The 20,823-nt window shown below is 44.7% G+C and carries 20 protein-coding genes and 1 pseudogene; 17 read left to right on the top strand and 4 right to left on the bottom strand.

Going from position 1 to position 20,823, the window contains the following annotated elements:
* Positions 1 to 79 precede the first annotated feature (79 nt).
* Entirely contained in the window at positions 80 to 1,048 is a 969-nt protein-coding gene (locus BQ9856_RS19000) for an SIS domain-containing protein (protein ID WP_077612427.1), read from the bottom strand.
* A gap of 169 nt (positions 1,049 to 1,217) precedes the next feature.
* Between BQ9856_RS19000 and BQ9856_RS18995 the strand changes: the two genes are divergently transcribed.
* Positions 1,218 to 2,192, top strand: coding sequence for an SIS domain-containing protein (locus tag BQ9856_RS18995; RefSeq protein WP_077612426.1), 975 nt, complete (start codon positions 1,218 to 1,220; stop codon positions 2,190 to 2,192).
* Positions 2,193 to 2,200: 8 nt separating this feature from the next.
* Here BQ9856_RS18995 and BQ9856_RS18990 read toward each other — a convergent pair whose 3' ends face one another.
* Complete coding sequence (locus BQ9856_RS18990) at positions 2,201 to 3,454, bottom strand: diaminopimelate decarboxylase family protein (protein WP_077612425.1); 1,254 nt, start codon at positions 3,452 to 3,454, stop codon at positions 2,201 to 2,203.
* 146 nt (positions 3,455 to 3,600) lie between these two features.
* On the opposite strand from BQ9856_RS18990, the gene BQ9856_RS18985 reads away from it, so the two are divergent.
* The 16 genes and pseudogenes from BQ9856_RS18985 to BQ9856_RS18915 all read left to right on the top strand — a co-directional run bounded on the left by BQ9856_RS18985 (position 3,601) and on the right by BQ9856_RS18915 (position 19,527).
* Entirely contained in the window at positions 3,601 to 4,926 is a 1,326-nt protein-coding gene (locus BQ9856_RS18985; RefSeq protein ID WP_139348734.1) for an aminotransferase-like domain-containing protein, read from the top strand.
* An 83-nt stretch (positions 4,927 to 5,009) separates the two neighbouring features.
* Positions 5,010 to 5,456: a VOC family protein gene (locus BQ9856_RS18980; RefSeq protein ID WP_077612423.1), complete on the top strand. Its 447-nt coding sequence runs from the start codon at positions 5,010 to 5,012 to the stop codon at positions 5,454 to 5,456.
* Between the two features lie 88 nt (positions 5,457 to 5,544).
* Positions 5,545 to 5,961, top strand: a complete 417-nt coding sequence (locus BQ9856_RS18975) for a GNAT family N-acetyltransferase (protein WP_077612422.1) — start codon at positions 5,545 to 5,547, stop codon at positions 5,959 to 5,961.
* A gap of 79 nt (positions 5,962 to 6,040) precedes the next feature.
* On the top strand, positions 6,041 to 6,727 hold the full coding sequence (locus BQ9856_RS18970; RefSeq protein ID WP_077612421.1) for a response regulator transcription factor: 687 nt from the start codon (positions 6,041 to 6,043) through the stop codon (positions 6,725 to 6,727).
* Between the two features lie 9 nt (positions 6,728 to 6,736).
* Positions 6,737 to 7,774: a sensor histidine kinase gene (locus tag BQ9856_RS18965; RefSeq protein WP_077612420.1), complete on the top strand. Its 1,038-nt coding sequence runs from the start codon at positions 6,737 to 6,739 to the stop codon at positions 7,772 to 7,774.
* Between the two features lie 65 nt (positions 7,775 to 7,839).
* Complete coding sequence (locus BQ9856_RS18960) at positions 7,840 to 8,523, top strand: ABC transporter ATP-binding protein (RefSeq protein ID WP_077612419.1); 684 nt, start codon at positions 7,840 to 7,842, stop codon at positions 8,521 to 8,523.
* Positions 8,520 to 10,838, top strand: a complete 2,319-nt coding sequence (locus tag BQ9856_RS18955) for an FtsX-like permease family protein (protein WP_077612418.1) — start codon at positions 8,520 to 8,522, stop codon at positions 10,836 to 10,838. The genes BQ9856_RS18960 and BQ9856_RS18955 overlap by 4 nt, the downstream gene beginning before the upstream one ends.
* 307 nt (positions 10,839 to 11,145) lie before the next feature.
* Positions 11,146 to 12,315 (top strand): tyrosine-type recombinase/integrase, encoded by a 1,170-nt coding sequence (locus BQ9856_RS18950; RefSeq protein WP_077612417.1) that lies wholly within the window; start codon positions 11,146 to 11,148, stop codon positions 12,313 to 12,315.
* 98 nt (positions 12,316 to 12,413) lie between these two features.
* Positions 12,414 to 13,916, top strand: a complete 1,503-nt coding sequence (locus tag BQ9856_RS25815) for a GNAT family N-acetyltransferase (protein ID WP_077612416.1) — start codon at positions 12,414 to 12,416, stop codon at positions 13,914 to 13,916.
* 88 nt (positions 13,917 to 14,004) lie between these two features.
* Positions 14,005 to 14,229 (top strand): FeoA family protein, encoded by a 225-nt coding sequence (locus tag BQ9856_RS18940; RefSeq protein ID WP_077612415.1) that lies wholly within the window; start codon positions 14,005 to 14,007, stop codon positions 14,227 to 14,229.
* A gap of 80 nt (positions 14,230 to 14,309) precedes the next feature.
* Positions 14,310 to 14,585: a metal-sensing transcriptional repressor gene (locus BQ9856_RS18935; protein ID WP_077612414.1), complete on the top strand. Its 276-nt coding sequence runs from the start codon at positions 14,310 to 14,312 to the stop codon at positions 14,583 to 14,585.
* 134 nt (positions 14,586 to 14,719) lie between these two features.
* Positions 14,720 to 15,448: pseudogene (locus BQ9856_RS25810) on the top strand (P-type ATPase); the annotation flags it as partial.
* Between the two features lie 96 nt (positions 15,449 to 15,544).
* Entirely contained in the window at positions 15,545 to 16,849 is a 1,305-nt protein-coding gene (locus BQ9856_RS25805) for a GNAT family N-acetyltransferase (RefSeq protein ID WP_442855599.1), read from the top strand.
* Between the two features lie 88 nt (positions 16,850 to 16,937).
* Positions 16,938 to 17,162, top strand: coding sequence for a FeoA family protein (locus tag BQ9856_RS18925; RefSeq protein ID WP_077612415.1), 225 nt, complete (start codon positions 16,938 to 16,940; stop codon positions 17,160 to 17,162).
* Between the two features lie 80 nt (positions 17,163 to 17,242).
* Positions 17,243 to 17,518 carry a metal-sensing transcriptional repressor gene (locus BQ9856_RS18920; protein ID WP_077612414.1) on the top strand — a complete coding sequence of 92 codons (276 nt, stop codon included), beginning with the start codon at positions 17,243 to 17,245 and terminating at the stop codon, positions 17,516 to 17,518.
* Between the two features lie 134 nt (positions 17,519 to 17,652).
* Positions 17,653 to 19,527, top strand: coding sequence for a heavy metal translocating P-type ATPase (locus BQ9856_RS18915; RefSeq protein WP_077612413.1), 1,875 nt, complete (start codon positions 17,653 to 17,655; stop codon positions 19,525 to 19,527).
* A 48-nt stretch (positions 19,528 to 19,575) separates the two neighbouring features.
* Here BQ9856_RS18915 and BQ9856_RS18910 read toward each other — a convergent pair whose 3' ends face one another.
* Entirely contained in the window at positions 19,576 to 19,968 is a 393-nt protein-coding gene (locus BQ9856_RS18910; RefSeq protein ID WP_442855598.1) for a metal-dependent transcriptional regulator, read from the bottom strand.
* Positions 19,969 to 20,012: 44 nt separating this feature from the next.
* A complete protein-coding gene (locus BQ9856_RS18905) occupies positions 20,013 to 20,630 on the bottom strand; it encodes a recombinase family protein (protein WP_077612411.1) in 618 nt (205 codons plus the stop codon).
* Between the last annotated feature and the right edge of the window lie 193 nt (positions 20,631 to 20,823).

The following is a 20,823-nucleotide window of genomic DNA, read 5'->3' as shown; positions in this document are numbered from 1 at the left end:
CCCCTATAAAACAGACAAGGCTAAAAGCGGGGAAATAGTTACTCTTTTAGCTGCATGTTTTATAGGGGTTTTTTTCGGTTTAATATTCGAGTTTCCACATATATCTTCTTTTAGTAAGAGGGTGATTACGTTCAATAGCCAGCTGCTCCGCGTAGATCCGCAGCACTCCGCAGATGAGCATGGGATTGAAGTATTCCGCTACGGATTTGTCGATGTGGGAGCTTAAGCCGAAGTCCTTTGCATCCAGAACCGTTACTTTTGCGTCAAAACGCTGTAAGAAGGTGAGCGCTCTGGAATCCATGGGCCGGGTGGGGCCGTCATTCATCAGCAGAAGATAAGGAACATCCTTATCAACCATTTCAAAAGGTCCGTGGAAGAATTCCCCATCGTGGAAGGAACTTGAGTTGATCCACTGCATCTCCATCATGAGGAAGCTTGAAAAGGAGTAGGAAACCATCTGGGAAGCCCCGGAGCTCATGACATATAAAATTGGCATGTCTTTATAGTTCTCAGCAAATGTCCTTGCAGCGGGCAGGCTGGATGAAACGGCGGTTTCTATCAGGTCATAGATTTTTGATAAACCATCCTGCAAAGCATTGTAATGGGCATATCCTTCATATGTATTCAGAATTTCTGCGGCGAGAGCAAGGACGTTTGTCATCTTTTCCATCTTAGCGGCGTAATTCTCTTCGAAGCCGTGTATGATCTGATAATGGGAAGCCAAAGCGAGCGGGGAACCGTCAATATGAGTGACCGAAATGACCGCCGCACCCAGTTCCATGGCTTTTTTTGAGGCAGCGACTGTTTCCGGGGTTGTTCCGCTTAAGGAGCAGGTTACCACGATTGCAGATTCATCTGCGGAGACAGGAGTGGAGTAGTTAAATTCATTTGCTGTGTAGATGCCCGTACGGAGTCTTCTGGAATTTGCCTCCAGAAAATATTTGCCAGGAAACAATTCTGACATGGAAGCACCACAACCCACAAAGTATACGGAAGTGATGTCCGGATGTTCCGCCTTGACCGAAGCGACAATTTCTTTGACTGTCATAATCTGTTACCTCCAATGGTATTTTACAAATTTATAGATACATTATATGACATCATATAACAAGTGTCAACGAATATATGAAATAAATTAGAGGTAATGCTTGAAAAATGTATTTATGATGTTATAATACATTATATAAAATATCAATCAGAAAACGGAGGATAACATCATGACTGTGAAAGAAATCGTAGCTGAAATCATGGAAAAGAAGAAGGAGGCCGGAGGAATCCGGGAGGTTTATTTCGTCGGTTGCGGCGGCTCCTTAGGCGCATTTTATCCGGCTAAAATCTTTCTGGAGACAGAGTCAGCATCTATACGCACCGGCTGGTATAACAGCAATGAATTCGTACACAATACGCCGAAGGTTTTAGGTAAAAACTCAGTTGTCATCACAGCATCCCACAGGGGAAACACTCCGGAGACCGTAAAAGCCGCAGACCATGCCCATAAAGCAGGGGCCACGGTCATTGCGCTTACCTGGTCTCCGGATTCACCGATCACAAACGTATCGGATTATGTGGTTTCCTATACCTTTGGTGAGGAGAAGGATATGGCAGGGGAGAAGACGATCGTCGGGCTGATGGCTGCAGTGGAACTGCTCAATCAGACAGAGGGCTATGAAAATTATGATAAGTTCCGGGATGGAGTGTCCCGCATCGACGGAATCGTGAAACACGCCCGCAGGCATGCAGAAAAGCGTGCCAGAGCTTTTGCGGAAGAATATAAAGATGACAAGGTGATCTATACCTTGGGCAGCGGCGCCGGCTATGGCGCGGCCTATATGGAAAGCATCTGTATATTTATGGAAATGCAGTGGATCAATTCTTCCAGCATTCATACCGGAGAATTTTTCCATGGTCCATTTGAAATTACAGATGCCGAATCTCCATTCATGATCCAGATCAGTGAAGGCCCGACCAGAGAACTGGATGAGAGAGCTCTGGCCTTTTTAAAAAAATATGCGAGGAGAATCGAAGTGCTGGATGCAAAGGACTTAGGCCTTTCCACCATTGATGCCTCCGTCGTCTCTTATTTTAACCATTCATTATTCAATAACGTATACGATGTCTACAACCGTGCATTGGCGGAGACCAGGCAGCATCCCCTGACCACGAGAAGGTATATGTGGAAGGTGGAGTACTAAAACAGGATTTATTCATATTTAATAGGGAAATCCAGAGTAGAAAAGTAGTCCTTTGGTTCTTCCGGCCGGCGTATCTGACGTACGGAACCATCCTTTAAAAGAAGCAGCTCGGCAGGGCGCAGCTTTCCGTTAAAATTGTTGGAGTGGGAATAGGTATACGCTCCTGCATCGTGAAATATCAGTATATCGCCTGGATCCAAATGAGGCAGATATCTGTCTGTGGCAAAACGGTCCCTGTTCTCGCATAATGCTCCGGTAATGTCATAGGCTTCGTTACAGTCTTCATTCTCCTTGCCTGCAACGGTTATGTGGTGGTAATCCGTATATCTGGAAGGGCTCATAAAGCTGTTGGTGGAAGCATCCAGTCCCAGAAAGGTTTTCTTATTTTTTTTGACATGGCGTACGGAGGATATAAAGTAACCGTACGGGCCGGTCATGAAAATGCCGAATTCAATATACAAAGGGACCGGAGTCAGGCCGGCTGTGCCTAATACATCCTCATAGGCATTTCTTATCGCCTGGCCCACTGCTTCCACATCAGCGCAGCAAGCGTCTTCCCTGTAAGGAATTCCCAGGCCCCCGGCCAGGTTAATGAATTCAAACTTTACCCCTGTTTTGTTGTGGATATCAACCGCCTGTTCAAATAGACGGCGGGCATTTTCCCCGAAATAATCCGTCTCGGTTCTATGGCATCCAAACTGGCTATGGAGGCCGAAGCGTTTGATCCCCATGCTTTTTAAATAATGAATCCCTTCTATCAGCTGTTCTTTCGTAAATCCAAATTTATAATCATCATAATTTAAGATCGCCTTCCCCTGGTATTTAACGGTTCCGCCGGGATTGAAGCGGAGGCAGACCAGCTCCGGAATTCCGGCGCAATCCTTTAAATAATCAATGTGGGAAAAGTCATCCAGATTGATCATGGCATTCAGCTTTCTTGCCTTAATAAATTCCTCAGAAGAAGTTCCGTTGGAGGTAAACATGATCTCTTCTCCGTAAAAAGAACAGGAATCAGCCAGAATAAGTTCTGTCTCTGAGGCGCATTCCGCACCGCAGTTCTCCTCTTTCAATATTTGAAGTATCTCTGGATTTGGTGTGGACTTAACCGCAAAATATTCCCGGAAGCCCGGGTTCCATGAAAAAGCTTTATGTAAACGGTGTATATTCTCCCGAATGGCTTTTTCATCGTAAAGATAAAAAGGGGTGGGGTGTTCGGCTGTCACCTGTTTTAATTCTTGAAAGCTTAACGGAAATTTTTTCATAAAAATATTCTCTCCTTTATTCATTTTTGGTATACTGCAATTACTGAAGTTCTACCGTAATCTTAAAGAAACCGGACGAAAAAAACAAGAATCAAATCGTCCATCTGTACCGGTACAGATGGACGGAAAGCAGGAAAGGACGGATTATGTATAAATATAATAAAGTTGCCGGTTCCATCAGAGAGGGAATCCTTGAGGGAAGGATGAAACCAGGTGAAAAACTGCCTTCCATTCAGTCCTGTGCGAAGGAGACCGGTTATAATCCGGATACCATAATAAAGGCATATAAGCTTCTGGAGGAGGAGCATCTTATTTACTCCGTGCCGAAAAGCGGCTATTATGTGGTAAAATCGATCATAAAGGCGGATCATGCAAGGGGCGGGATTGACTTAAATACGGTTCGCCCCCCGGATTGTATTAATCCCTATAAAGATTTTTATCATTGCATGGATAAATCCATAACCATTTATAAAAATAAGCTCCTGGAATATGCGCCACCCCAGGGAATGGAGGAATTAAGGGCAGTCCTGGTGAAGCATCTGATGAATTTTCAGATTTTTACCAGGCAGCAGGATATATTTATTACCAATGGCGCCCAGCAGGCGTTATATATTCTGGCTGCCATGCCGTTTCCGGGAAACGGCAGAATCGTCGTTGTTGAACAGCCGACTTATTCTGTCATGCTAAAGGCGCTGAACTGCAGCAAAGTGCCGGTGACAGGTGTGAGCAGGACGAGCGATGGAATTGACTTAAAGGAACTGGAAGCAGTGTTTCAGACCGGTGATGTAAAATTCTTTTATACCATGCCAAGATTTCAGAACCCTACCGGATTCAGCTATCATTATAAACAAAAACAGGAAATCATACGGCTGGCCTGCCGCTACGGAGTTTATATTGTGGAGGATGATTATCTGGCAGATTTAGAGCCGGATGAAAAGGCGGATTCCCTGTATGCAATGGGAGAGAAAGAACGTACCGTTTATATACGGAGCTTTTCCAAGACATTGCTGCCCGGACTGCGCCTGGGATTGGCAATCTTGCCGGAAGCACTGAAAAAAGAGTTCATGACCTATAAGCAGAGCATTGATTTAAATACACCGGTCCTGACCCAGGGGGCCCTGGAAATCTATTTAAAAAGCAGCATGTATCCGATCCACGTGGTCAGAACCAGGAAATTCTATAAAAACAAGATGAAAGTATTAAAAAAGGCTTGCGAGCGGACGTTCGGGCATGAAGTCAGGTACCATATCCCGCCGGCCGGCATTTATGCCTTTATAGAAACTGGAACAAATTCGGCCGATAAAATAGTGAACAGGCTTTTAAAGGACAAGATACTGGTAAGCAGTATAAAGAGCGGCTGCCTGGACGGCTTCTCCGTTCCGGAGGGCATCCGTCTGTGCGTATGCAACTGCACGGATGAAGAGCTTGAAAGAGCAGTAAGACGAATCAAAGAAGAAATGTTTTTTACCTGAGAGCACTGGATATTGAATTCCAGGAAAAGTCCTGCTATAAATAGAGCAGGATTAAAAATATATTGCAGAAAGAAGGAAAAAGTATGACCCGTTATGTACACACCAATATCATTGCAAAAGACTATGAAAATATGATCCGCTTTTATAAAGAGGTACTTGGGTGTCAAAGTATTGGAGAACAGAGAAACTTACAGGGGGATTGGCTTGATAAGCTGACAGGAATCCCGAATGCCCATATTGTCGGAGAACATCTGGTGATGCCTGGATATGACAAAGATCATCCTACGCTTGAAATTTTCTCTTACAATCAAATGAACGGTGAAATGGAACACCGCATTAACGCATACGGCATCGCTCATCTGGCATTTGAAGTTGATGATGTGGAAGAAACGCTTAAAAAGGTGCTTGCAAATGGCGGCAGTACGGTCGGTGAGTTGGTTCACGCAGATTATGAAGATGGACGCAAGGCAACATTTGTCTATGCCACAGATATAGAGGGGAACATACTGGAATTGCAGAGCTGGACATGACAAAAACCCGAAGCTGCTTCACTGAAGCTATGCTTTTGACACACTCATCTGTCTGGGTTGTGAATTTTAGGGAAAGGGGAGAACGGAAATGAGAGTTACCTATGAAAAACCATCCGCAGAAGATTATGTAAGCCTCCGGCTGCGTTCCGGTATGGGAAACAAGGATTTGATGAGAAGCCGGATCGCCCTCCGGCATTCTTTGTTCACGGTATCGCTGTATGAAGAAGGCGCCTTGATCGGATTTGGAAGAATCGTTGGAGATGGGGGGATCACATATGTGGTAAGTGATATCATGGTAGATGAAGCCTACCGCCGAAAGGGGTACGCCGAGCGGATCATGGAGGAAATCGACCGTTATTTTGAAGAAAATACCTTCGAGGACAGTTACATCTGCCTGATCGCCAATCATCCGGCCGATATCCTGTATCATAAACATGGTTTTGAATATCTGCCGGAAAATAAGTGCGGAATGCTCCGCAGGCATAATAACCTGAGAATTAAATGACTATATAGCGAATCAAACCTATGGCTTGTTCCGTGTGACGTAGAAAAGCCTGAAGATGGACGTGAAAAGGAGGGAAAAAGTGAATAGAATATTACTTCTTGAAGATGATTTAAGCCTGATTGATGGGCTTTCCTATTTACTAAAAAGGCAGGGCTTTGAATCAGATATTGCCCGAACTGTAAAAGAAGCCAATATCATTTGGAGAGATGGTAAGTACGATTTATTGATTCTGGACGTATCTTTGCCAGACGGTTCCGGCTTTGAGGTATGTCAAAAAGTACGTCAGGTATCTAAAGTTCCGATTATCTTTTTAACTGCATCAGAGGAAGAAATGAATATAGTTACAGGGCTTGATATTGGCGGCGATGATTATATTACCAAGCCATTTAAATTAGGGGTCCTCGTATCAAGAATTAACGCTTTACTTCGGAGAGCAAAGAACTTTGGAACGGCAGATACAGAAATCATATCCAACGGAATAAAAGTTTTATTGCTGCAAGGACAAGTCTATAAAGATGGGCAGCTTTTGGATTTAACCGCAGCGGAATATCGATTGCTTTGTCTGTTCATGCAAAATCCCAACATCATACTTTCCAAAGAAAAAATTCTGGATAAGCTATGGGACGGAGAAGGGAACTATGTGGACGATAATACATTGGCAGTATATATTCGCAGATTGAGAATGAAGATAGAAAACAGTCCGGGTGATCCGCAAATGCTGCTGACTGTCCGGGGCATGGGATACAAATGGAATGTATTGAATTGAGGTGGCCCGATGAAGATTTTTACCAATAAGGATATTAAGAATTTTTTTGCTGCATTATCTTGCATATTGGGCTGCTTTATTCTTTTGTTTCAGTTAATTACGCGGCTGTCTTACGAAACATGGAACCTTTCTCTGCTTATACTGTCCCTGCTCGCTGCGTTGTGCATATTAGGAGCTTGCTTCCTTTATTTCAGAAAGCAAAATCGGATTATGGAAGAAGCTATCTGTCAAATCAATTTATATCTTTCAGGAAATACAGATATCCGCATTGACTGTGACAAGGAAGGCAGTCTGTATAAGCTGTTTCATGCAGTAAATACATTAGCTACGGCACTCAATGCTCATGTGGTAAAGGAACAGAAAGTAAAAGAGTTTTTAAAAGGTACGATCTCTGATATTTCTCATCAGCTAAAGACACCTCTTGCAGCCCTCACGATCTACAACGGACTTTCTCAGGACGAAACAGAAGATATAGCCGCCATGCAGGAATTTGCAGCAAAGTCAGAAAAAGAAATTGAAAGGATCGAAATGCTTGTTCAAAACCTTTTGAAAATTACAAAGTTAGATGCAGGGTCTATCATCATAAAAAAAGCGCCTGAAAACATTTCGGATATGATAAACGGCATATATCAGCATTTTGAATATCGTGCTGGTAAGGAGAAGAAAATCATTACCTTGTCAGGGCCTGATGATACGCTGCTTTATTGTGACAGAGATTGGATAACAGAAGCCATTAGCAACATTGTGAAAAATGCACTTGACCATACGGACACCGGCAGCCAAATCATAATAGAGTGGAAAATGTTTCCGGCTGTCACGCGGATAACCATAAAGGACAACGGCAGCGGCATACATCCGGAAGATATACACCATGTTTTTAAGAGATTTTACCGCAGCCGTTTTTCTAAAGATACGCAGGGGATTGGCCTTGGGCTGCCGCTGGCAAAAGCAATCGTAGAAGCACATGACGGTAATATTACGGTGGATAGTACTTTGGGGAAAGGAAGTATATTTGTTTTGAGTTTTCTTAACATTACTAAAATGTAAGCGGAAATTCATGGGACAGTAAGGCATAAGTGTTACCCTGCCTTTATAGAAGGGTGTGATAAAACATGAATTTATTAGAGGTAAATGCCATTAACAAAACCTATGGTACAGGTGAAGCCGCAGTTAGCGCATTAAAAAATGTAAACTTTTCGATTCCAAAAGGGGAATTTGCTGCCATTGTCGGGGAATCCGGTTCCGGGAAAAGTACGCTGCTTAATATGATAGGGGCACTGGATACCCCTGATTCCGGTAAGGTGCTGATTGACGGCAACGATATATTCAGCATGAAAGATGAAAAACTTACTATCTTCCGCCGAAGAAATATCGGCTTTATTTTTCAGGCGTTTAACCTGATACCGGAACTTAATGTGGAACAAAACATTACATTTCCTGTTTTGCTCGACTACAAGAAGCCCAATCAGGCTTATGTGGAAGAAATTCTTACCGTGCTGTCTTTAAAAGACAGGCGAAATCACCTGCCCCGCCAATTGTCCGGCGGTCAGCAGCAGCGTGTAGCGATAGGACGTGCTTTAATTACCCGTCCTATGCTGATTCTTGCAGACGAACCGACTGGAAATCTGGACAGCCAGAACAGCAGTGAGGTTATTTCGCTTTTAAAAACGGCGTCTAAACGCTATCAGCAGACAATCATCATGATTACCCATAACCGGGGCCTTGCTTCTGCGGCAGACCGTGTGCTTCAAGTGTCAGACGGTGTTCTCACAGATTTAGGAGGATATGCCGAATGAAAAGTTATCTTGGGCTTGTTTTTGAATATGCAAAAGTACACAAGAAGAAAAACCGGCTTACCATCATTTGTATTGCCATATCGGTCATGCTGGTGACGGCCATCTTTGGCATGGCTGATATGAGTATAAAGGCACAAATCAATGCGTACATCCATCGGCAGGGGAATTTTCACGCCATTATTAAGGGCATAACGGATAGCGTTGCAGAACAAATTGGCGGCCGAAGTGATGTAAAAGTCTCTGATTGGGTAGGTGTGGTGGAGGATACAACCTATCAGGGCAAAGAACTTATAGTACAGGGCAGCGGACAGGAGCTTGCCGGACAAATGAACCTGGTGGTGCTGGAGGGGAAATACCCATCAACAGAGCATGAAGCATTGCTTGATAAACAGGCTTTGGAACAATTCGGACTCTCCATAGGAGATACAATAGAAGTGCCATTTGCCAATGGACAGACAAGGCAATACCGTATAACCGGCGTATATGGAGACTTTTCCGCGTTGGCCGGAAATGATGCCCATGGATTGTTTCTTACAATTGATGGAATGCGTGCTATTGGCTCGAAGCAATATGCTGAATACTACTACATTCAGTTTGATAAAGGCGTGAACATCAGAAGGGCGCTTTCGGAAATAAAAGCGGAGTATGGCCTCAGTGACCGGCAGGTTTCTCCGAATAAAATTCTTTTGGGCCTTATGGGGCAAAGCGACGACAGTGTTATGTGGCAGCTTTACCTTACCGCAGGCATCCTGTTTGTTCTCGTCACCATGTCCGGCGTTTTTATGATTGCCGGGAGTTTCAATATGAGTGTTTTGGAGCGGACGCAGTTCTTTGGCCTCCTTCGCTGTCTGGGCGCGTCCAAACGGCAGATTAAGCGCTATATCCGGCTGGAGGGTCTGCAGTACAGCCTAAAGGGGATTCCCATAGGGCTGCTTGCAGGCTGCCTCATTATGTGGGGGGCAGTATTCGTCCTGAATGCGTTTGACTTACGGTTTGTTCTCCCTGAAATGCCTCTGTTTCAAATCAGCTGGCCCGGCATTGGGGCAGGCTCAGCAATAGGATTTTTAGTAGTGATGCTTGCGTCCGGAACACCCGCAAAAAAAGCGGCGCAGGTATCCCCGCAGGCGGCTGTTACCGGAAATATGAATCAGACCGGTAACCAGCGGATAAGCAAGGCTGTAAATACAAAATTTCATGTAGATACTTCTATGGGATTTCATCATGCCTTTTCCAATAAGAAGAATATGGCATTGACCGCCGGTTCCTTTGCGCTTAGTATTATTTTATTTTTGAGCTTTACGGTACTAATTGATTTTATGGAACATGCCGCAAACCCTCTGAAGCCATATGCGCCGGACATTACGGTTATGGGGGCTGACAGCTCCTCTGCAATTGACCGCTCGGTTATGGAGAAAATCAGGGCGCTTCCCAATATCAAACAGCTGTACGGCAGAATGTTTTGCAGTAATATTCCGGCAGGCAGCAAGGGACAGGAGGGTACTGTTACACTGGTGTCCTATGACGAGCCGCAGCTTCATTGGGCAGAAAAAATGCTGATTGACGGGGAGCTGGAGAGCGTGCGAAACGATGGTGGAGTGTTGGTTGGCTATGATAAAGCAGGAAAATCCCGCTGGAAAATCGGAGATACCATTACCCTTGATATATCCGGCAGACCTTATGAGCTTCGCATCGCGGGAATTCTCTCCCATATGCCCTTTGACGCGAAAGACTCTGAATGGATATTGATATGCTCAGAGGCCAGATTTACCGGACTGACCGGGATTAAGGATTACACAATTATAGACATGCAGGTGAAAGAAGATGTTTCCGCGCAGGTAAGAAGCATTATACCACCGGAAATGCGGCTGCTTGATAAACAGCAAGTCAATCAGGAAACCCGCACAGCTTATTACACAATGGCCGTATTTGTATACGGATTTATATTTGTAATCGCATTGGTAGCGTTTATCAATATATTGAACACAGTAAACTCCAGTGTTTCTAACCGGATGGGTAATTATGGGGTAATGCGCGCAGTCGGTATGTCTATGAGTCAGCTAAAAAAGATGGTGATAGCCGAAGCTGCTTCCTATACCGCGGCAGGATGCCTTGTGGGAAGTTCATTTGGCTTACTATTGCATAAATTCTTTTTTACAATAACGGTGACGTCAAACTGGGGAGAACTTTGGCAGCCGCCATTTGTTATTTTGATTGTTACAATTTTAGCGGCAGTCATGACTACCTTTATTGCGGTGATTTCACCAACAAAGAAAATTGAAAAAATGAGCATTGTTCATGTTGTGAACGCAGGATAACAGATACGATACCTTTTGAGTCCCTTTAAAAATAAATCTCGTAAGTACATTCTTTTCAGATCATGTAAGGCTGGCGCAGTATATTTGGTACTGCGCTTTTCCATTGCTATCTATTTCGACGGGCAAATTGTATATCCACCGTATTCTATTTGTCTAATATCATGAAAAAATTAAAAAAATTAATACAAAAGTGATAATATATGTGAGGTAAAATGACACATATATGGCAAAATTGGTAGTATTTGGAAGATTCTCCATCATCAGAAACGTCATATAATAAAATATTATAAGTAAAGGAGTTTTTTTAATGCCACGCAGAGGAGAAAATATTTACAAACGCAAAGACGGGCGCTGGGAAGGAAGAAGCTTAAAGCAGGATGGAAAGTACCGGTATTTCTATTCCAGAACCTATAAAGGCGTAAAAGAAAAAATGAAGAATTATCAGGAAAATCATAAAACAAATAAGGAGAAGCGATCTGGCGATACGAAGGATACCGTCAATTTGTTTGAATCATGGCTGGAGGATGTTTCGCTTCGGGTGAAGCCCTCCACCTATGAAAGCTATTACCGCTGTATGGATAAGTATGTGATCCCATTTTTTGAACAGGACCGGAACAGACAGATCAATGAGGCGTCTGTCCTGAGTTTTGTAAAAGCCATACGAGAGAATACCGCTCTTGCGGAGTCATCAAAGAAAAAGAATCTCACAATTTTCAAAATAGCGTTAAAAGAGATCTTTAAGAGTTCTCCGGAATGTTTTTCTATCATTGAGCTGGTCAAATTTCCAAAGCCGGAAGATAAGGAAGTGCAGGTTTTTTCCATGAAAGAACAGCGGCTCATCGAGCATGCGGCAATGAATTCAAAGGATAAACGGGCGATCGGAATAATTCTGTGCTTCTATACCGGTATCCGGCTCGGAGAATTGTGCGCCCTGAAATGGAGCGATATTGATATGGAAACCGGTACCCTGTCCATCACAAAGACTGTTTCCCGGATAAAACATTTTGAAGAGGGGGAAAACAAAACAGCACTGTTTGTAGGCGCTCCGAAAAGCCGTAAGTCTTTAAGGAAAATACCGCTTCCCAAGTTTTTGTTAAACATATCGGAGGAAAGCGGACTCTGCTATGTAAATCAAAACCGCTATATATTTACATGCGGTGATTCGCCCTTTGACCCACGGTGTTTTCAGAAGCTTTATAAAAAAATATTAAAAGATGCCCACGTGCAGGACCGGAAATTTCATGCCATCCGTCATACATTTGCAACCCGTGCGCTGGAGCTGGGGGTGGATATTAAAACCATAAGCGAAATATTAGGCCATTCCAGCGTATCCATTACACTTAACGTTTACGCACATTCTCTCATGGAGCAGAAAAAAGCAGCCATTGAAAAGTTCAATGATATGTACAATTTAAATATGGGAGTCCCGTCATTCGCTGTCAGTTCTTCCGGTCCGGTTTTACAAGGTCTTACATAATTTGCCGAAAGCTCTGTTTTTTCATCTGATTTATATAACATGACATATACATGACGTGTTTATAATGCTATAATGAATCCGGAAAAGGGGGGAAAAGCTTGAAGATAGACAGACATATAGGCATCCTGTCCATACTGCTGCAGCAGGAGAAGGTAACAGCGCCGTATTTGGCTGAGAAATTTGAAGTATCCCGGAGAACCATAAACAGGGATGTAGAGGATTTGTGCAAAGCCGGAATACCAATTGTAACGGTTCAGGGAAAGCATGGCGGGATATCCATCATCGAAGGATATAAAATGGATAAAACATTATTAACTTCATCAGAAATGCAGGCCATTTTATCGGGGCTGCGGAGTCTTGACAGTGTATCCGGCAGCAACCGGTATCAGCTCCTTATGGATAAGCTTTCCGTAGGATGTCCGGATATCCTTCCATCCAACCAGCATGTGCTCATTAATCTTTCATCCTGGTATAAGGCTTCGCTGGCTCCCAAGATCGAATTAATCCAGAATGCAATCGATGTGAAAAAGCGCATAGAGTTCCACTATTATTCCCCGACAGGAGAGAGTGTCCGGAATATTGAGCCGTATTTGCTGATATTTCAATGGTCTTCCTGGTATGTTTGGGGATATTGTCTGCTGCGGAATGATTTCCGTTTGTTTAAATTAAACCGTATGGAGGAGCTTAAGTGTACATCAGAGGACCGGGAGGAAAGGACGGTTCCTGAATTCAGTATGAGTCCGTACCGGATATTTCAGGCAAACGGAGCAAGGGTAACGGCTCTCTTTGATGGGAAGATGAAATGGAGACTGATTGAGGAATTTGGTATCAACGGTTTTGAAGAACTGGAGGATGGGACACTTCAAATGGAAATCAGATGGTCGGATAAGGAATCCTTATTCAGCTGGCTGCTGAGTTTTGGCGCTCATGTGAAGATCATAGAGCCGGTGGAGTATCAGAACGATTTTCTGCAATTGTTACAGAATATCAGGAAGAGATACAGGCGCCGGAACAGCATCTATGAGGATTGGCGCAGTTATGAAAATCAGGAGTTTTTGCTCCGTCCGGTGCGGGTGGAAGATGCAGAGGAGCTATTAAAGGTTTACAGCGATAAAGAGGCACAGAAGCGGTTTAATATTGATAATTTTTCTCAGCCCTGTTTTTTTGATACCATGGAGCAGATGCGAAATGAGCTGGAATACTATCAGAAAGCTTATCAGAAGAGGGAATTTGTCCGGTGGTCCATTGTAGATAAAAAGACAGGCAGAATCATCGGAACAGTTGAAAATTTCCGCCGGGAAGCCATTGATAAGTCAACAGGAGAACCCAGGGATGCGTTTCATAATGTTGCACTTTTACGCATGGATATCCGAAGTGATTATGAGAAAGAACCTGTATTTTTATCATTGATTCATCTTATTCTGGAATCTGCTTACGATGATTTTGAGTGCACTTGTATTGCAACAAAGGCACCGCAGATCGCAGAAGAACGCAGAAAGGCTCTGGTTGAGGCGGGGTTTAAAGCATCAGATACCATATTGGTCGGGCACAGCGGCCAAAATTATGGGGATTATTTTATCAGAAAAAGGTTCGAATGTTGATAAAGGTGATGCATTCCATTCCGGAAACCGGGTAAAATAACTTCGGAAACAGAAGTAAAACAGTGGGAAATGAATACGGAGGACATCCATGCAATCCTTAATGAACGTTAAAACCGGAGAAACCTGCACCATTCAATGGCTGACGTGTGACCCGCAGACTAAGTCAGCCATGCAAAGCTGTCAGATAGAAGAGGGCAGCACCGTCCGCGTCATTAACAAGTGCCTCGGGAGTGTGATCATTGGAATAAAGGAGAAACGTGTGGCCATTGGAAGTGAAGCTGCGGAAGGGATCAAGGTATCACAATCCTTGTGAGCCGGCCCGGAGAGTATTGACAAGCAGATGATTTTGAACGATAATATACACATACCCCTTATGGTATTTGGAGGTGTAATGTGAAAAAATGTATGGATGCCGATAATCTGCATCGGCGTTTAAAAAAAATCATCGGACAGGTACAGGCAATCGACCGCATGGTAGATGAAGATGTTCCCTGTGAAGATGTCCTGGCCCAGATCAATGCTGCCAAGTCTGCGCTGCACAAAGCAGGACAGGTTGTTCTGGAAGGCCATATCAATCATTGTGTCAGGGACGGAATTGAGCACGGGGATGCGGAAAAGACCATTGAGAGTTTTACCAAAGCAGTGGAACGATTTGCCAATATGACTTAATTCCAGGCTGGAAGCCGGGCTGTACATATAACAGCCGGCTTTCTTTTTTTTACTTCTTGACAACCTATACCCCTATTGGTATATTTAGAAATATACATATACCCCTATAGGTATAAAATGACGAGGAGGATAATATGAAAAAATTAGAAGAACTTTTGGAATGGGGCGGAACCAGAAAAGATATCGCCTGTCTGGCTGTTTCTGCTGCTGCACTGATAATCAGCATATTTGATCTGGTACCCCTCCCTTTTGACGCTGCCTGGGCTGCAATTCTCCTGTGCGGCATTCCCATCATTCTGGAAGCGGTCATCGGTCTGGTCACGGAGTTTGATATTAAGGCAGATGTTTTAGTCTCCATTGCTCTCATTGCTTCCATTTTGATCGGAGAACATTTTGCGGCCGGCGAGGTGGCCTTTATCATGCAGCTTGGCGCTTTGCTGGAGGATCTAACGGTTCAGAAAGCAAGAGCCGGGATCGAAAAGCTGGTCCATCTTACGCCCCGTACGGCGCGGAAGATCGTCGGAATGAGGGAAGAGATCGTACCGGCGGAACAGATAAAAGCAGGCGATTTCATTCGGGTGCTCCCAGGAGAGACGGTTCCGGCAGACGGTATCATAAAGTCCGGGCAGACCTCCATCAATCAGGCCGTTATGACAGGGGAATCCCTGCCGGTTGATAAAAGCGCGGGAGATGAAGTATCCAGCGGCACGGTCAATCAATTTGGTTCCTTTGACATGGAAGCCACAAAGGCCGGGGAAGACAGCTCCATACAGAGAATGATCCGGCTCGTCCGGTCTGCGGATGCAGGAAGGGCCAGAATCGTGGGCATTGCGGACCGGTGGGCCACATGGATTGTGGTGATCGCNAACAGGGATGTAGAGGATTTGTGCAAAGCCGGAATACCAATTGTAACGGTTCAGGGAAAGCATGGCGGGATATCCATCATCGAAGGATATAAAATGGATAAAACATTATTAACTTCATCAGAAATGCAGGCCATTTTATCGGGGCTGCGGAGTCTTGACAGTGTATCCGGCAGCAACCGGTATCAGCTCCTTATGGATAAGCTTTCCGTAGGATGTCCGGATATCCTTCCATCCAACCAGCATGTGCTCATTAATCTTTCATCCTGGTATAAGGCTTCGCTGGCTCCCAAGATCGAATTAATCCAGAATGCAATCGATGTGAAAAAGCGCATAGAGTTCCACTATTATTCCCCGACAGGAGAGAGTGTCCGGAATATTGAGCCGTATTTGCTGATATTTCAATGGTCTTCCTGGTATGTTTGGGGATATTGTCTGCTGCGGAATGATTTCCGTTTGTTTAAATTAAACCGTATGGAGGAGCTTAAGTGTACATCAGAGGACCGGGAGGAAAGGACGGTTCCTGAATTCAGTATGAGTCCGTACCGGATATTTCAGGCAAACGGAGCAAGGGTAACGGCTCTCTTTGATGGGAAGATGAAATGGAGACTGATTGAGGAATTTGGTATCAACGGTTTTGAAGAACTGGAGGATGGGACACTTCAAATGGAAATCAGATGGTCGGATAAGGAATCCTTATTCAGCTGGCTGCTGAGTTTTGGCGCTCATGTGAAGATCATAGAGCCGGTGGAGTATCAGAACGATTTTCTGCAATTGTTACAGAATATCAGGAAGAGATACAGGCGCCGGAACAGCATCTATGAGGATTGGCGCAGTTATGAAAATCAGGAGTTTTTGCTCCGTCCGGTGCGGGTGGAAGATGCAGAGGAGCTATTAAAGGTTTACAGCGATAAAGAGGCACAGAAGCGGTTTAATATTGATAATTTTTCTCAGCCCTGTTTTTTTGATACCATGGAGCAGATGCGAAATGAGCTGGAATACTATCAGAAAGCTTATCAGAAGAGGGAATTTGTCCGGTGGTCCATTGTAGATAAAAAGACAGGCAGAATCATCGGAACAGTTGAAAATTTCCGCCGGGAAGCCATTGATAAGTCAACAGGAGAACCCAGGGATGCGTTTCATAATGTTGCACTTTTACGCATGGATATCCGAAGTGATTATGAGAAAGAACCTGTATTTTTATCATTGATTCATCTTATTCTGGAATCTGCTTACGATGATTTTGAGTGCACTTGTATTGCAACAAAGGCACCGCAGATCGCAGAAGAACGCAGAAAGGCTCTGGTTGAGGCGGGGTTTAAAGCATCAGATACCATATTGGTCGGGCACAGCGGCCAAAATTATGGGGATTATTTTATCAGAAAAAGGTTCGAATGTTGATAAAGGTGATGCATTCCATTCCGGAAACCGGGTAAAATAACTTCGGAAACAGAAGTAAAACAGTGGGAAATGAATACGGAGGACATCCATGCAATCCTTAATGAACGTTAAAACCGGAGAAACCTGCACCATTCAATGGCTGACGTGTGACCCGCAGACTAAGTCAGCCATGCAAAGCTGTCAGATAGAAGAGGGCAGCACCGTCCGCGTCATTAACAAGTGCCTCGGGAGTGTGATCATTGGAATAAAGGAGAAACGTGTGGCCATTGGAAGTGAAGCTGCGGAAGGGATCAAGGTATCACAATCCTTGTGAGCCGGCCCGGAGAGTATTGACAAGCAGATGATTTTGAACGATAATATACACATACCCCTTATGGTATTTGGAGGTGTAATGTGAAAAAATGTATGGATGCCGATAATCTGCATCGGCGTTTAAAAAAAATCATCGGACAGGTACAGGCAATCGACCGCATGGTAGATGAAGATGTTCCCTGTGAAGATGTCCTGGCCCAGATCAATGCTGCCAAGTCTGCGCTGCACAAAGCAGGACAGGTTGTTCTGGAAGGCCATATCAATCATTGTGTCAGGGACGGAATTGAGCACGGGGATGCGGAAAAGACCATTGAGAGTTTTACCAAAGCAGTGGAACGATTTGCCAATATGACTTAATTCCAGGCTGGAAGCCGGGCTGTACATATAACAGCCGGCTTTCTTTTTTTTACTTCTTGACAACCTATACCCCTATTGGTATATTTAGAAATATACATATACCCCTATAGGTATAAAATGACGAGGAGGATAATATGAAAAAATTAGAAGAACTTTTGGAATGGGGCGGAACCAGAAAAGATATCGCCTGTCTGGCTGTTTCTGCTGCTGCACTGATAATCAGCATATTTGATCTGGTACCCCTCCCTTTTGACGCTGCCTGGGCTGCAATTCTCCTGTGCGGCATTCCCATCATTCTGGAAGCGGTCATCGGTCTGGTCACGGAGTTTGATATTAAGGCAGATGTTTTAGTCTCCATTGCTCTCATTGCTTCCATTTTGATCGGAGAACATTTTGCGGCCGGCGAGGTGGCCTTTATCATGCAGCTTGGCGCTTTGCTGGAGGATCTAACGGTTCAGAAAGCAAGAGCCGGGATCGAAAAGCTGGTCCATCTTACGCCCCGTACGGCGCGGAAGATCGTCGGAATGAGGGAAGAGATCGTACCGGCGGAACAGATAAAAGCAGGCGATTTCATTCGGGTGCTCCCAGGAGAGACGGTTCCGGCAGACGGTATCATAAAGTCCGGGCAGACCTCCATCAATCAGGCCGTTATGACAGGGGAATCCCTGCCGGTTGATAAAAGCGCGGGAGATGAAGTATCCAGCGGCACGGTCAATCAATTTGGTTCCTTTGACATGGAAGCCACAAAGGCCGGGGAAGACAGCTCCATACAGAGAATGATCCGGCTCGTCCGGTCTGCGGATGCAGGAAGGGCCAGAATCGTGGGCATTGCGGACCGGTGGGCCACATGGATTGTGGTGATCGCCCTGGTCTCCGCGGCTCTTACCTGGCTGATCACGGGAGAGATCATCCGTGGGGTTACGATACTGGTCGTATTCTGCCCATGTGCCCTTGTTCTGGCTACGCCTACCGCCATTATGGCCGCCATAGGCAATGCCACCAGGCACGGTTTCCTTGTAAGAGAAGGGGATGCACTGGAGCGGCTGGCTTCCGTAGAAAAAGTCACATTTGATAAGACAGGTACCCTTACCTATGGGACGCCAACCGTTGTCGGAGTCCACAGCTTTCTGACGGAATTTTCCAGTAATGAAATTTATGCTTATACCGCCTGTGCGGAAGCCCGTTCCGAGCATCCTCTGGGAAAGGCAGTTGTCCGCTGTTACCGGGATTCTGCAAGGGAAGACATACCGCAGGCCATGCAGTTTGAAATGCTTCCGGGAAGGGGAGTAAAGGCAGTTGTTATGGGAAAGGATATTATGGCGGGAAATCAGGAACTCCTTTCTGAGCAGAAAATCCGGTTGGAAGAAAAACAGCTGGAGGAAACCGATAGTTACCGGGAAAAAGGCTGTACCATCGTTTATGTATCCATCGGACAGAGGCTTGCAGGCTTCTTAGCCCTGTCTGACACACTGCGCCAGGAAGCAGCTTCGGTGATCGATCAGGTGAAAGCAGCCGGGGTTATTCCAGTGCTCTTGACAGGGGACCATGAAAATGCGGCAAAGCATATAGCCGGCCTAATACATATGGAAGAAGTACATGCAGAATGTCTGCCGGAGGATAAGCTGAAATGGGTTGATTCCTTTGAGCAGGAACAGAAGAAGATCTGCATGATCGGAGACGGCATCAACGATGCCCCGGCTCTGAAAAAGGCATATGTGGGGATAGCAATGGGGGGCGTTGGAAGTGACATTGCAGTCGATGCTGCGGATATCGTACTGATAAACGATGATATTAAGGAAATCCCCCATCTTCTGCACCTTGCAAAGAAAATGATGGTAATCATTCGATGCAATCTGGCATTTTCCATGATGTTGAATTTTGCAGCGATCCTGCTTGCCATGACAGGAGTTTTGAATCCGGTCATCGGAGCGCTGGTGCATAACGCAGGGTCGGTTTTTGTTATCATTCACTCAGCTTTCCTGCTTAGCTGGAAAAGAAAGACGGTATAGAAAAAGAAAGTGTGTAAGCCGGAGAAAATACTTACACGCTTTCTTTTATCATTCATGATTGCCATATACGTGGGCTTTGATCGCAGCAAAGCTTTCCGCACTTATTACGTGTTCAATCCGGCAGGCATCCTCCAATGCGGTCTCAGGGGCCACACCGAGGGCAATCAGCCAATCGGAAAGCAAGGTATGGCGTTCGTACATCCTTTCCGCAATTTCCCGTCCTTTTTCCAGCAGAGTGATGTATCCGTTATCATCCATCCCGATGTATCCGTTCTCCCGGAGATTCTTCATCGCCACGCTGACGCTTGGCTTGGAAAATTCCAATTCTCCGGCGATGTCGATGGAACGCACATGACCATTGCGCTGCTGCAGCATCAGGATAGCTTCCAGATAGTTTTCGGCAGATTCCTGTATCTTCGTATCAGCACCTTCTTTCAAAATTCAATATAATCTCTTCTTATTTTAACACAGATTGACAGGAATTTTCAAGTTAAGTCCTCCTTTCTATTGTTCTGGTGTTTTTTTATCATGGTCCGGAACTGGCTGACCGTGATTCCAAGGGCATTGCTTGCGGTGCGCAGCGTATATTCACGCTGTTTCCATTTTTCGTAAACCGGGTAAAATTCATCAGGAAGCGGGGAGGGAAAGCGTCCCAGATGCTTGCCCTGGGCTTTTGCGATGGCAATTCCTTCCGCCTGCCGCTGCTTGATGTTTTCCCTTTCTGCCTGCGCCACGTATGAAAGAAGCTGCAGGACAATATCGGAAATGAGTGTTCCGATCAGATCCTTATTGGTCCGGGTGTCAAGAATAGGCATGTCAATAATCACAATATCTGCTTTTTTTATTTTGACAATTTCTCTCCATTCCTTCTGGATATCCTCGTAATTCCTGCCCAGACGGTCAATGCTTTTAATGACCAGGACGTCCCCTTCCTTTAATCTTTTCTTTAATTTCTGGTACTGCGGCCGGTTAAAATCCTTACCGGATAATTTATCACAATAAATATTTTTTTCTAAAACCCCCCATTTCAGCAGTTCTACCAGTTGCCTTTCTATATTTTGATCGAGGCTTGAAACCCTAACGTAACCGTAGAAATTATTCATAATTATATAAAACCTCCTGTCGTTTATAGTATGGCAGAAAGAATAAATTTTAAAATGAGACAAGCATACCATATTGCTAAAAAGGTGTACCTTTTTAGCAATATGGTATGCTTGCCAAACGAGTAAAATAAACCATAATATATTATAATAGAAATTTCGACGGATTTCAACACAAATATGGTGGAATGATTTT

It is taken from the genome of Clostridium sp. Marseille-P2415, from assembly GCF_900155545.1.
Lineage (GTDB): Bacteria > Bacillota > Clostridia > Lachnospirales > Lachnospiraceae > Lacrimispora.
Note: the sequence above shows the minus strand (reverse complement) of the source record. Positions and strands in the feature narration are given on the sequence as shown.

Coding starts and splice junctions, on each gene's coding strand:
- BQ9856_RS18925 (WP_077612415.1), top strand. CDS start 16,938: ATGCAATCCTTAATGAACGTTAAAACCGGAGAAACCTGCACCATTCAA.
- BQ9856_RS18940 (WP_077612415.1), top strand. CDS start 14,005: ATGCAATCCTTAATGAACGTTAAAACCGGAGAAACCTGCACCATTCAA.
- BQ9856_RS18980 (WP_077612423.1), top strand. CDS start 5,010: ATGACCCGTTATGTACACACCAATATCATTGCAAAAGACTATGAAAAT.
- BQ9856_RS18905 (WP_077612411.1), bottom strand. CDS start 20,630: ATGAATAATTTCTACGGTTACGTTAGGGTTTCAAGCCTCGATCAAAAT.
- BQ9856_RS18995 (WP_077612426.1), top strand. CDS start 1,218: ATGACTGTGAAAGAAATCGTAGCTGAAATCATGGAAAAGAAGAAGGAG.
- BQ9856_RS18985 (WP_139348734.1), top strand. CDS start 3,601: ATGTATAAATATAATAAAGTTGCCGGTTCCATCAGAGAGGGAATCCTT.
- BQ9856_RS18965 (WP_077612420.1), top strand. CDS start 6,737: ATGAAGATTTTTACCAATAAGGATATTAAGAATTTTTTTGCTGCATTA.
- BQ9856_RS18915 (WP_077612413.1), top strand. CDS start 17,653: ATGAAAAAATTAGAAGAACTTTTGGAATGGGGCGGAACCAGAAAAGAT.
- BQ9856_RS19000 (WP_077612427.1), bottom strand. CDS start 1,048: ATGACAGTCAAAGAAATTGTCGCTTCGGTCAAGGCGGAACATCCGGAC.
- BQ9856_RS18955 (WP_077612418.1), top strand. CDS start 8,520: ATGAAAAGTTATCTTGGGCTTGTTTTTGAATATGCAAAAGTACACAAG.
- BQ9856_RS18950 (WP_077612417.1), top strand. CDS start 11,146: ATGCCACGCAGAGGAGAAAATATTTACAAACGCAAAGACGGGCGCTGG.
- BQ9856_RS18975 (WP_077612422.1), top strand. CDS start 5,545: ATGAGAGTTACCTATGAAAAACCATCCGCAGAAGATTATGTAAGCCTC.
- BQ9856_RS18990 (WP_077612425.1), bottom strand. CDS start 3,454: ATGAAAAAATTTCCGTTAAGCTTTCAAGAATTAAAACAGGTGACAGCC.
- BQ9856_RS25805 (WP_442855599.1), top strand. CDS start 15,545: ATGGATAAAACATTATTAACTTCATCAGAAATGCAGGCCATTTTATCG.
- BQ9856_RS18960 (WP_077612419.1), top strand. CDS start 7,840: ATGAATTTATTAGAGGTAAATGCCATTAACAAAACCTATGGTACAGGT.